The organism is Kitasatospora sp. NPDC059827, from assembly GCF_042731675.1.
Classification (GTDB): Bacteria; Actinomycetota; Actinomycetes; order Streptomycetales; family Streptomycetaceae; genus Kitasatospora.
This window is the reverse complement of sequence record NZ_JBHWIV010000011.1, coordinates 149,309-161,180: the sequence shown is the minus strand read 5'-3', so window position 1 is coordinate 161,180 and position 11,872 is coordinate 149,309. Positions and strand designations below refer to the sequence as shown.

Annotated in this window: 8 protein-coding genes; all 8 read left to right on the top strand. The window is 71.4% G+C overall.

All coding sequences use genetic code 11. The annotated features are described in order from the left end of the window. Positions 1–187: 187 nt before the first annotated feature. Complete coding sequence (locus ACFV8H_RS10150) at positions 188–433, top strand: hypothetical protein (RefSeq protein ID WP_380398152.1); 246 nt, start codon at positions 188–190, stop codon at positions 431–433. Between the two features lie 128 nt (positions 434–561). Then, entirely contained in the window at positions 562–1,071 is a 510-nt protein-coding gene (locus ACFV8H_RS10145) for a MauE/DoxX family redox-associated membrane protein (RefSeq protein ID WP_375893362.1), read from the top strand. 62 nt (positions 1,072–1,133) lie between these two features. Further along, on the top strand, positions 1,134–1,997 hold the full coding sequence (locus ACFV8H_RS10140; protein WP_375893364.1) for a DsbA family protein: 864 nt from the start codon (positions 1,134–1,136) through the stop codon (positions 1,995–1,997). A gap of 118 nt (positions 1,998–2,115) precedes the next feature. Next, positions 2,116–3,138: a prolipoprotein diacylglyceryl transferase gene (gene lgt, locus ACFV8H_RS10135; protein WP_380398149.1), complete on the top strand. Its 1,023-nt coding sequence runs from the start codon at positions 2,116–2,118 to the stop codon at positions 3,136–3,138. A gap of 153 nt (positions 3,139–3,291) precedes the next feature. Continuing rightward, positions 3,292–4,014 carry a VIT1/CCC1 transporter family protein gene (locus tag ACFV8H_RS10130; protein ID WP_380398162.1) on the top strand — a complete coding sequence of 241 codons (723 nt, stop codon included), beginning with the start codon at positions 3,292–3,294 and terminating at the stop codon, positions 4,012–4,014. Positions 4,015–4,454: 440 nt separating this feature from the next. Beyond that, positions 4,455–9,041 carry a glutamate synthase large subunit gene (gene gltB / locus ACFV8H_RS10125; RefSeq protein WP_380398160.1) on the top strand — a complete coding sequence of 1,529 codons (4,587 nt, stop codon included), beginning with the start codon at positions 4,455–4,457 and terminating at the stop codon, positions 9,039–9,041. Then, positions 9,034–10,494: a glutamate synthase subunit beta gene (locus ACFV8H_RS10120; RefSeq protein ID WP_375893370.1), complete on the top strand. Its 1,461-nt coding sequence runs from the start codon at positions 9,034–9,036 to the stop codon at positions 10,492–10,494. The genes gltB and ACFV8H_RS10120 overlap by 8 nt, the downstream gene beginning before the upstream one ends. Positions 10,495–10,981: 487 nt before the next feature. Next, on the top strand, positions 10,982–11,848 hold the full coding sequence (locus ACFV8H_RS10115; protein WP_375893372.1) for a helix-turn-helix domain-containing protein: 867 nt from the start codon (positions 10,982–10,984) through the stop codon (positions 11,846–11,848). Positions 11,849–11,872 lie beyond the last annotated feature (24 nt).

Genomic DNA, 11,872 nt, shown 5'->3' with positions numbered 1-11,872 from the left:
GCGGCCCGTTCCCCCCTCCGAGGGGAACGGGCCGCCGGCTTTTCCGTCGGCGTCAGCGGCGCGGCGGCCCCGAACGGGTGAAGAGCGGGGGCGACACGCATCAGGCGGGGTTGACCGGCGTTGAGTGGAGGGACGAGTGCACGAACCACGTCTACGGGGGTGGCCGGGCTAGCGAAGGGGTGAGCGGGTGGCTGGGCTTCATCGGGCCGTGCTGCTGCGGGCGGCGGCGGCCGCGCTGGCTCTGGGGGCCGCGGTCGGCGCGCACACCGAGGTGGGGCAGGCCCTGGCCAAGCGGGGGGCGGAGCGGGCCGAGCGGGAGGCGGTGGCCTGCGCGGAGGCGGCGCGGTGGGACGCGGCGGAGCGGGCCGCGCGGGGGCGGCACGAGGGGCGGCCGGAGCTGTTCGACCCGGGGCGGATGCAGGGGTGCCGGTGACGTAGGGGTGTTCGAGGGAATCGGACGGAACGTCACTCGTCCGGCTTAATTCGTGAATCCGGAGGAACCGGTCTTCATCCCTTACGGTTCGTCAGGAAGTGAACGAGTTTCCCGAGGGGGGTTCCCTGATGGCGGGGCCGGCAGTGCAGTCCGGTGGCTCCGCGCCCGCGCCGCGGCGGGTGCCGGTCCGGAGCGAGTGGATCGGTACGGCCGCGCGGCTCGGCCTGGCCGTGGTCTGGGGGTGGGCCGGGCTGGCGAAGATCGCCGACCCGGCGGAGGCGGCCCAGGCGGTGCGGGCGTACGAGATCCTGCCCGAGGGCCTGGTCAAACCGATCGGCTACGGGCTGCCCTTCCTGGAGCTGGCGCTCGCCCTGCTGCTGGTGATCGGCCTCGGGGTCCGCCTGGTCGCCGGGGTGTCGGCGCTGCTGCTGCTCGCCTTCATCGCCGGGATCGCCTCCGCCTGGGCGCGCGGGATCTCGATCGACTGCGGCTGCTTCGGCGGCGGAGGGCACGTCGACGCCTCGCAGACCGAGTACTTGCAGGAGATCCTCCGCGACACCGGCTTCCTGCTGCTGGCCGGATTCCTGCTGTGGCGGCCCCGCACCCGGCTCTCGGCCGACGGCTGGCTGGCGAGCTGACCCGTCCGGCCATTCCCATCCCCGCACCCGACGAAGGCCCCCAGACCGTGGATGTCAAGGCAATGAGCGAGAAGAACCGAGAAGGCAAGCGCACCGCCCGTGAGCGGATGCTGGAGCAGCGGGCGGCCGAGGAGGCCGGCTCGCGGCGCAGGAAGAAGCTGGTCGTCGGCGGAGCGGTGCTCGTGGTGATCGCCGCCGCGGTCGTCACCGGCGTGCTGGTGCAGAACCAGCGCTCCAAGCCGGAGACCCCGACCGCCGCCCCGGCCGGGACGATCGGTGACAAGAACCTGGTCATCCCGGTCGGCGCGAGCAACGCGCCGTCGGTGCTCACCGTGTACGAGGACCCGCGCTGCCCGGCCTGCGGGATCTTCGAGCGCGAGTTCTCGGCGACCATCGACCAGCTCGAGGACGCCGGGAAGATCTACACCAACGCCCACGTGGTGTCGTTCATCGACCGCGCGGTGCCGGGCAAGGGCTCGAAGAACGGGGCCAACGCGCTGGCCTGCGCCCAGGACGCCGGGCACTTCCGGGACTACCACGACGTGCTCTACCGCAACCAGCCGGACGAGACCAACGACGCCTTCGGGAACAAGGCGGTGCTGCTCAACCTGGCGAAGCAGGTGGGGGGGCTGGACACGCCGGAGTTCCAGGCCTGCGTCAACGACAACAAGTACGGCGGATGGGTGTCGGCGGTGCAGCAGGACTTCGACAAGTCCAGCTACAAGTCCACCCCGACGGTGCTGCTCAACGGTCAGCCGATCTACCCGAAGAACGGCAACGAGGAGATCACCCCGGCGAACCTGGTGAAGTGGGTGGACGCCGCCAACCAGGGCAAGCAGCTCGGGACGGCGGGCACGAACGGTCAGACCCCGGCGCCCACCGCCGCCGCCTCGGAGGCCAACAACCCCTCGCCGTCGGCCGGCTGAGCGCGTCCGGCCGCCGCCCCCTTCCGAATCGGGAGGGGGCGGCGGCATTCGTTGTTCGGTATCTGTGACCCCGGGGGTGTCGGATGGGGACGCCGGACCCTGTAGCGTCGGAACTGCCATGGATATCGCCTACATTCCCAGCCCGTCGCGGGGCGTCCTGTACCTCGGACCGATCCCGCTGCGCGCCTACGCCTTCTGCATCATCCTCGGGGTCGTCGCGGCCGTCTGGCTCGGCAGCAAGCGCTGGGTCGCCCGGGGCGGTGCCAAGCACACCGTCGGTGACATCGCCGTGTGGGCCGTGCCCTTCGGCCTCGTCGGCGGTCGGCTGTACCACGTGATCACCGACCACCAGCTCTACTTCGGCGAGGGGAAGAACCCCTGGAACGCCTTCAAGATCTGGGAGGGCGGCCTCGGCATCTGGGGCGCGGTCGCGCTCGGCGCGGTCGGCGCCTGGATCGGCTGCCGCCGCCGGGGCGTGCCGCTGCCCGCCTACGCCGACGCCATCGCGCCGGGCATCGTGCTCGCCCAGGCGATGGGCCGCTGGGGCAACTACTTCAACCAGGAGCTGTACGGGCGGGCCACCACGCTGCCGTGGGGCCTGGAGATCCACAAGACGCTGCCCGACGGCGAGGTCGTGAACGGGGTCTTCCACCCGACCTTCCTGTACGAGTCGATCTGGGACGTGGCCGTCGCGCTGCTGGTGATCTGGGCGGACCGGCGCTGGCGGCTGGGCCACGGCCGGGCCTTCGCGCTGTACGTCGCCGCGTACACGGTGGGCCGGTTCTGGACCGAGTGGCTGCGGATCGACGAGGCGCACGTCTACTTCGGCCTGCGGCTGAACGACTGGACCTCGATCGTGGTGTTCATCGGCGCCGTCGTGTACTTCGTGGTCGTCGGGAAGAAGCGGCCCGGCCGGGAGGACCCGGCGAGCATCGACCCGGCGGCGCACGCCGAGGCCCAGGAGAAGGACGCGGCGCAGGAGGAGGACGCGGCGCAGAAGAAGGCGGAGGCGGCCGTTCCGAAGCCGAGCGAGACGGTGGACGGGGAGAAGCCGTCTCGACTGCTGGACGAAAAGGCGGCGGCCGAACCGGCCGACGAGGGCGCCGAGAAGGCCGGCAAGGACGCCAAGAACCCGATCTGACCAGGGACTTCCCCGCAACTGAGGCCACCCTTGCGAAGGGTGGCCTCAGTGCTGTTCGGACAGCCTTACTTTGCTGGAAATGCGCAGGTCAACGGGGCTACGGTCGGGTCGACGAACGAAAGACGGAGGGGAAGTACCGTGACTGCGAGCACCCTGGAAGCCGAGCCCGCCCAGCACCCGCGGATACCCGCGGCCGACCACCACCGGGACGTCAACGGCGGCTGGCTGCGGCCCGCGGTGTTCGGGGCGGTGGACGGCCTGGTGTCGAACTTCGCGCTGATGACCGGTGTGGTCGGCGGCGCGGCCTCCAGCAGCACGGTGATCCTCACCGGCCTGGCGGGCCTGGCGGCCGGTGCCTGCTCGATGGCGGCGGGGGAGTACACCTCGGTGGCCTCCCAGCGGGAGCTGGTGCAGGCCGAGATCGAGGCCGAGCGGCTGGAGCTGAGCCGCAACCCGCACGGCGAGCTGGCCGAGCTGGCGCAGGTGTACGTCTCGCGCGGGGTGGACCCGGAGCTCGCCCACGAGGTGGCCCGGCAGCTGTCCCGGGACCCGGAGCTGGCGCTGGAGGTGCACGCCCGGGAGGAGCTGGGGATCGACCCCAACGACCTGCCCTCCCCGCTGGTCGCGGCCGGCTCGTCCTTCCTGTGCTTCGCGCTGGGCGCGCTGCTGCCGCTGCTGCCGTACCTGCTGGGGGCGACCACGCTGCTGCCGGCGCTGCTGCTGGCGGGGCTGGGGCTGTTCCTGTGCGGCGCGGTGGTGGCCCGGGTGACGGCGCGCAGCTGGTGGTTCAGCGGTCTGCGGCAGCTGGTGCTGGGCGGGGCCGCGGCCGGGGTGACGTACCTGCTGGGGTGGCTGATCGGCGGGCACGTCGGCTAGGGCCGACGCGGCGGTGCCTGGCGACGGGGCTGCATGACTATGCCGGGCAGTGGGTGACGTTTCACACATGGACGTCGCGCGCTGCCCGGCATCGTCTCATCATCCGGGCCTCGGAGCCGCGGATTCGCATCCGGGGGGCCCGGTCCCGGGATGGATTCCCAGGCGTTCATGATCGGCTCGTGTGGCGATCCGGTTTCGCCCCTGTTTCAGGCCGGGGGCGGCCGGGCACAATCGTCGGGACGTGCACTGTGGCACGTCCTCTTCTCCGGCCCCCTGACCTGCGCGTCCGTCCGCCATATGGACGGGATATTCCGCTTCTCGGGATCCTGGGCATCATGTAACTTGCACGACATCGATTCACCGCATCAGGGCCAACGTCGTCCCTACTTGCACCAACTTGCCGAAAGACGACGACGGGAGAGCCGATGCTGTCTGCATCCATGCACTCCGCCAACGAGCCCCAGGCCGGCGCCGCCCGCCAGCCGTACGCGCTCGTGCCGGATGCGCGACCTGCTGCTCAGGGCCTGTACGACCCGCGGAACGAGCACGACGCCTGCGGCGTCGGTTTCGTCGCCACGCTGACCGGCATCGCCGACCACACCATCGTCGAGCAGGCGCTGAACGTCCTGCGCAACCTGGAGCACCGGGGCGCCACCGGCGCCGAGCCGGACTCCGGTGACGGCGCGGGCATCCTGACCCAGGTCCCGGACGCCTTCCTGCGCGGCAAGGTCGACTTCGAGCTCCCGGCCGCCGGCTCCTACGCGGTGGGCATCGCCTTCCTCCCGGACGAGGACGAGGCCGCCGGTGCCGCCGTCGCGCGGATCGAGGCCATCGCGGCCGAGGAGGACCTGACCGTCCTCGGCTGGCGCGACGTGCCGGTCACCCCGGACCTGCTCGGCGCCACCGCGCGCAGCGTGATGCCGCGCTTCCGGCAGGTCTTCTTGGCCCAGGAGGGCCGGTCGGGGATTGAGCTGGACCGGGTCGCCTTCGTGGTCCGCAAGCGGGCCGAGCGCGAGGCCGGGGTGTACTTCCCGTCGCTGTCCGCCCGCACCATCGTCTACAAGGGCATGCTGACCACCGGCCAGCTGGAGCCCTTCTTCCCCGACCTGTCGGACCGCGGCTACGCGTCCGCCATCGGCCTGGTGCACTCGCGGTTCTCCACCAACACCTTCCCGAGCTGGCCGCTCGCCCACCCGTACCGCTTCGTCGCGCACAACGGCGAGATCAACACGGTGAAGGGCAACCGCAACTGGATGCAGGCCCGGGAGTCGCAGCTCGCGACGGATCTGATTCCAGGGGACCTGTCGCGGATCTTCCCGATCTGCACGCCGGACCACTCGGACTCCGCCTCCTTCGACGAGGTCCTGGAACTGCTGCACCTCGGCGGCCGCTCGCTGCCGCACTCGGTGCTGATGATGATCCCGGAGGCGTGGGAGAACCACGCCACCATGGAGCCGGCCCGCCGCGCCTTCTACCAGTACCACTCCAACCTGATGGAGCCCTGGGACGGCCCGGCCTGCGTCACCTTCACCGACGGCACCCAGATCGGCGCCGTGCTCGACCGCAACGGCCTGCGCCCGGCCCGCTACTGGATCACCGAGGACGGCCTGGTCGTCCTCTCCTCCGAGGTCGGCGTGCTCGACATCGACCAGGAGAAGGTCACCAGGAAGGGCCGCCTCCAGCCCGGCCGGATGTTCCTGGTGGACACCGTCCAGGGCCGGATCGTCGAGGACGAGGAGATCAAGTCCGCCCTCGCCGCCGAGCACCCCTACCAGGAGTGGGTCGGCGCCGGGCAGATCCAGCTCGCCAAGCTGCCCGAGCGCGAGCACATCGCCCACACCCACGCCTCCGTCACCCGCCGCCAGCAGACCTTCGGCTACACCGAGGAGGAGCTGCGCGTCATCCTGGCGCCGATGGCCAGGACCGGCGCCGAGGCGCTCGGCTCGATGGGCACCGACTCGCCGATCGCCGCCCTGAGCGAGAAGCCGCGGCTGCTCTTCGACTACTTCGTGCAGCTCTTCGCGCAGGTCACCAACCCGCCGCTGGACGCCATCCGCGAGGAGCTCGTCACCTCGCTGCTGTCCAACCTCGGCCCCGAGGGCAACCTGCTGGTCGCCGAGTCCGCCTCCTGCCGCTCCGTCGGCATCACCTTCCCGGTGATCGACAACGACGAGCTGGCCAAGCTGGTCCACGTCAACGCCGACGGCGACCAGCCCGGCCTGAAGGCCGTCACGCTGTCCGGCCTGTACAAGGTCGCCAGCGGGGGAGCGGGCCTGGCCGCGCGGCTGGCGGAGATCGCCGCCGAGGCCGACGCCGCGATCGCCGACGGCGCCCGGATCATCGTGCTCTCCGACCGGCACTCCGACGCCGAGCACGCCCCGATCCCCTCGCTGCTGCTCACCTCCGCGATCCACCACCACCTGATCCGCACCAAGCAGCGCACCCAGGTGTCGCTGCTGGTCGAGGCCGGTGACGTGCGCGAGGTGCACCACGTCGCGCTGCTGATCGGCTACGGCGCCGGGGCCGTCAACCCCTACCTGGCGATGGAGTCGGTCGAGGACCTGGTCGCGCAGGGCGTCTTCATCCAGGGCGTCGAGGCCGAGAAGGCGATCAAGAACCTGATCAAGGCGCTCGGCAAGGGCGTGCTCAAGGTGATGTCCAAGATGGGCATCTCCACCGTCGCCTCCTACCGCGGCGCCCAGGTCTTCGAGGCCATCGGCCTCTCCCAGGGCCTGGTCGACGCCTACTTCGCCGGCACCACCAGCAAGCTCGGCGGCATCGGCCTGGAGGAGGTCGCCAAGGAGACCGCCGCCCGGCACGCCAAGGCGTACCCGGCCTCCGGCATCCCGGCCGCGCACCGCGCGCTGGACATCGGCGGCGAGTACCAGTGGCGCCGCGAGGGCGAGCCCCACCTGTTCGACCCGGACACCGTCTTCCGGCTCCAGCACTCCACCCGCAACCGCCGCTACGACATCTTCAAGCAGTACACGGACCGGGTGAACGAGCAGTCCGAGCGGCTGATGACGCTGCGCGGCCTGTTCCGGCTGGACGGCCTCGACCGGGAGCCGATCCCGGTGGAGGAGGTCGAGCCGGTCTCCGAGATCGTCAAGCGCTTCTCCACCGGCGCGATGTCGTACGGCTCCATCTCGCTGGAGGCCCACGAGACCCTCGCCATCGCGATGAACCGCCTCGGCGGCAAGTCCAACACCGGCGAGGGCGGCGAGGACCCGGACCGCCTGTACGACCCCGAGCGCCGCTCGGCGATCAAGCAGGTCGCCTCCGGCCGCTTCGGCGTCACCTCCGAGTACCTGGTCAACGCCGACGACATCCAGATCAAGATGGCCCAGGGCGCCAAGCCCGGCGAGGGCGGCCAGCTGCCCGGCCACAAGGTCTACCCGTGGGTCGCCAGGACCCGGCACTCCACCCCGGGCGTCGGCCTGATCTCGCCGCCGCCGCACCACGACATCTACTCGATCGAGGACCTGGCCCAGCTGATCCACGACCTCAAGAACGCCAACCCGGCGGCCCGCATCCACGTGAAGCTGGTCTCCGAGGTCGGCGTCGGGACGGTCGCGGCCGGCGTCTCCAAGGCGCACGCCGACGTGGTGCTGGTCTCCGGCCACGACGGCGGCACCGGCGCCTCGCCGCTGACCTCGCTCAAGCACGCCGGCGGCCCCTGGGAGCTCGGCCTCGCCGAGACCCAGCAGACGCTGCTGCTGAACGGGCTGCGCGACCGCATCGTCGTCCAGACCGACGGCCAGTTGAAGACCGGCCGCGACGTGGTCATCGCCGCGCTGCTCGGCGCCGAGGAGTTCGGCTTCGCCACCGCCCCGCTGGTCGTCTCCGGCTGCATCATGATGCGCGTCTGCCACCTGGACACCTGCCCGGTCGGCGTCGCCACCCAGAACCCGGTGCTGCGCGAGCGCTTCTCCGGCAAGCCCGAATTCGTGGTCAACTTCTTCGAGTTCATCGCCGAGGAGGTCCGGGAGATCCTGGCCTCGCTGGGCTTCCGCTCGATCGAGGAGGCCGTCGGCCGCGCCGAGCACATCAACGCCCAGGCCGCCGTGGACCACTGGAAGGCCGCCGGGCTCGACCTGGCCCCGCTCTTCCACGTGCCCGAGCTGCCCGAGGGCGCCGCCCGGCACCGCACCACCGAGCAGGACCACGCGCTGGACAAGGCCCTGGACAACCAGCTGATCACGCTGGCCGAGGACGCCCTGGAGCGCGGCGAGTCGGTGCGGATCCAGCTGCCGATCCGCAACGTCAACCGCACCGTCGGCACCATGCTCGGGCACCAGGTGACCAAGCGGTACCGCGGCGAGGGCCTGCCGGAGGGGACCATCGACGTCACCCTCACCGGCTCCGCCGGACAGTCCTTCGGCGCCTTCCTGCCGAAGGGGGTCACCCTGCGGCTGGAGGGCGACGCCAACGACTACGTGGGTAAGGGGCTCTCGGGCGGCGTGGTCGTCGTCCGCCCGGCCCGCGAGGCCGCGGCCATCGGCAACGACGCCCAGAACCACGTCATCGCCGGGAACACCATCGGCTACGGCGCCACCTCCGGCCGGATCCACCTGCGCGGCAAGGCCGGTGAGCGCTTCGCCGTCCGCAACTCCGGCGCCACCCTCGTCGTCGAGGGCGTCGGCGACCACGGCCTGGAGTACATGACCGGCGGCCGGGTCGTCATCCTCGGCGAGACCGGACGCAACCTCGCGGCCGGCATGTCCGGCGGTGTCGCGTACGTCCTGGACCTGCGCCCCGCCAACGTCAACGACGGCATGGTGGGCATCGAGGCCCCGGCCGCCGCCGACCGCGAATGGCTGCGCGAGACCGTGCAGCAGCACTACGAGGAGACCGGCTCCACCGTCGCCGCCGAGCTCCTGGCCGACTGGGGCAGCGGGGTCTCCCGCTTCTCCACGATCATGCCGACCGACTACAAGGCAGTGCTCGCCGCCAAGGACGCCGCCGAGCGCGACGGTCTCTCCGAGACCGAGACCACTCGCAAGATGATGGAGGCGGCACATGGCTGACCCCAAGGGCTTCCTGACCACGCCCAAGCAGCTGGCGGAGCGCCGCCCGGTCGACGTGCGGATCAAGGACTGGAACGAGGTCTACGTCGAGCGCAGCCTCCTGCCGATCATCACCAAGCAGGCCGGCCGCTGCATGGACTGCGGCATCCCGTTCTGCCACAACGGCTGCCCGCTCGGGAACCTCATCCCCGAGTGGAACGACCTCGCCTACCGCGAGGACTTCACCGGCGCCATCGAGCGCCTGCACGCCACCAACAACTTCCCGGAGTTCACCGGGCGGCTGTGCCCGGCGCCCTGCGAGTCGGCGTGCGTGCTCGGCATCAACCAGGACGCGGTGACCATCAAGAACGTCGAGGTCACCATCATCGACAAGGCCTGGGACCGCGGCGGGGTCACCCCGCAGGTCCCGGAGCGCCTCTCCGGCAAGACCGTCGCCGTCGTCGGCTCCGGCCCGGCCGGCCTGGCCGCCGCCCAGCAGCTCACCCGGGCCGGGCACACCGTGGTGGTGTACGAGCGCGCCGACCGGATCGGCGGACTGCTGCGCTACGGCATCCCCGAGTTCAAGATGGAGAAGCGCCACATCAACCGCCGCATCGAGCAGATGCGGGCCGAGGGCACCCGGTTCCGCACCGGCGTGCACGTCGGCGAGGACATCACCGGGCAGGACCTGCGGTCGCGCTTCGACGCCGTGGTGATCGCCGCCGGCGCCACCACCGCCCGCGACCTGCCGGTGCCCGGACGCGAGCTCAAGGGCGTCCACCAGGCGATGGAGTACCTGCCGCTGGCCAACAAGGTCCAGGAGGGCGACCTCGTCGACTCCCCGATCAGCGCCAAGGGCAAGCACGTGGTCGTCATCGGCGGCGGCGACACCGGCGCCGACTGCGTCGGCACCGCCCACCGCCAGGGCGCCCTCTCCGTCACCCAGCTGGAGATCATGCCGCGCCCCGGCGAGGAGCGGCCCGGCCACCAGCCCTGGCCCACCATGCCGATGACCTACAAGGTCACCTCCGCGCACGAGGAGGGCGGCGAGCGGATCTACTCCGTCAACACCACCCGCTTCACCGGCGACGAGGACGGCAACGTCCAGGAACTGCACCTGGTCGAGGTCGAGTTCAAGGACGGCCGGTTCGAGCCCGTGCCCGGCACCGAGCGGGCCCTGCCGGCCCAGCTGGTCACCCTGGCCATGGGCTTCACCGGGACGGACGTGAAGAACGGCCTGGTCGAGCAGCTCGGCGTCGACCTCGACACACGCGGTAACATTGGCCGCGACGGCCGGTTCGCCACCAATGTCGATGGCGTGTACGTCTGCGGAGACGCCGGCCGTGGCCAGTCACTGATCGTCTGGGCCATCGCGGAAGGCCGTTCGGCCGCCGCCGCGGTGGACAAGCACCTGGGCGGCAAGACCCCGCTTCCCGCCCCGATCCGGCCCACCGACCGCCCCCTGGTGGTCTGACGGCCGACGGTCCGACCGGCCCACCCCGAACCCCCGGCGCCGCATCGCCGGGAGCTCAACCCGCTGCCCCCGCCAGCGTCGCCGGGCCAACGCGGTCTCCTGGCGCCTGCCCTCTTCCCCGACCAGTTGGAGGGCGGGCGCCGTCGCGTTCCTCTTCGCGTTCCCTTGCGCGTTCCTCTTCGCGTTCCCGAACGCGTTCCCCCGTGCGTTCCCGGGGTGTCGCCGGGGCTTCCCTGCGGGTTCCGCAGCGCGTTCCCAGGCTCCTCTCACCCGTGCCCCGCCGGGGCTCTCACCCGCCCCTTACCAGGGCTCCCACCTGCGCTCCCACCCGCACCCGCGTCCGTACACCGACGGTCGCCTCACAGCTTTCTCCCAGGCTTCGCACCGCGACCGGAATGCGACCCGGCACGGGCTGTTGTTCGTCAGTGCCAGGTGGCAGACTGCGGCCGACGGCCGGGGGGCTGCACGAGTGCGGAGGTTGACTTCGATGGGCACGACTCAGGCAGGCGGAGGCGCCACCGTACGGCGCCTGCTGCTCGGCAGCCAGCTGCGCAAGCTCCGCGAGACCAGAGGCGTCAGCCGCGAGGAGGCCGGGTACTCGATCCGCGCCTCCGAGTCCAAGATCAGCCGGATGGAACTCGGCCGGGTCGGCTTCAAGGAACGCGACGTCGCCGACCTCCTCACCCTCTACGGCGTCGACGCCGAACAGGAACGGGCCAACGTCCTCGGCCTCGTCCGGGAGGCCAACGCCACCTCCTGGTGGCACGACTACGGCGACGTACTGCCCGCCTGGTTCCAGAACTACCTCGGCCTGGAAGAGGCCGCCGCCGAGATCCGCAGCTACGAGGTCCAGTTCGTGCACGGGCTGCTGCAGACCGCCGACTACGCCCGCGCCGTCGTCCACGCCGGCTGCCACGGCCTCCGCGACGACGAGGTCGAACGCCGGGTCGAGGTGCGGCGCAAGCGCCAGGACCTGCTCACCGCCGACCACCCCCCGCACCTGTACGCCGTCCTCGACGAGGCCGCGCTGCGCCGCCCCTGGGGCGGGCCCGAGCTGATGCGCGGCCAGCTCGACACCCTCCTCCAGCTCTCCGAACTGCCCAACGTGCGCCTCCAGGTGCGCCCGCTCGGCGGCGCCGCGCTGAGCGCCGAGAGCGGTGCGTTCAGCGTGCTGGGCTTCGCCGAGGCCGAACTCGCCGACGTCGTCTACCTGGAGCAGTTCACCACCGCCCTCTACGTGGACAAGCCCGCCGAGGTCGCCTCGTACCGGCAGGCGATGGACGGACTGGTCGCCGAGAGCCTCGGACCCGAACGGACCCGCGATCTTCTGCTCTCCGTACGCCAAGAGCTTTGACACATCAGTACGATGAGCTCCCAT

What these genes read in the sequence shown, in the direction of transcription:
- ACFV8H_RS10120 (WP_375893370.1), top strand. Translation starts at nt 9,034, where the DNA reads ATGGCTGACCCCAAGGGCTTCCTGACCACGCCCAAGCAGCTGGCGGAG.
- ACFV8H_RS10145 (WP_375893362.1), top strand. Translation starts at nt 562, where the DNA reads ATGGCGGGGCCGGCAGTGCAGTCCGGTGGCTCCGCGCCCGCGCCGCGG.
- lgt (WP_380398149.1), top strand. Translation starts at nt 2,116, where the DNA reads ATGGATATCGCCTACATTCCCAGCCCGTCGCGGGGCGTCCTGTACCTC.
- ACFV8H_RS10140 (WP_375893364.1), top strand. Translation starts at nt 1,134, where the DNA reads ATGAGCGAGAAGAACCGAGAAGGCAAGCGCACCGCCCGTGAGCGGATG.
- gltB (WP_380398160.1), top strand. Translation starts at nt 4,455, where the DNA reads ATGCACTCCGCCAACGAGCCCCAGGCCGGCGCCGCCCGCCAGCCGTAC.
- ACFV8H_RS10115 (WP_375893372.1), top strand. Translation starts at nt 10,982, where the DNA reads ATGGGCACGACTCAGGCAGGCGGAGGCGCCACCGTACGGCGCCTGCTG.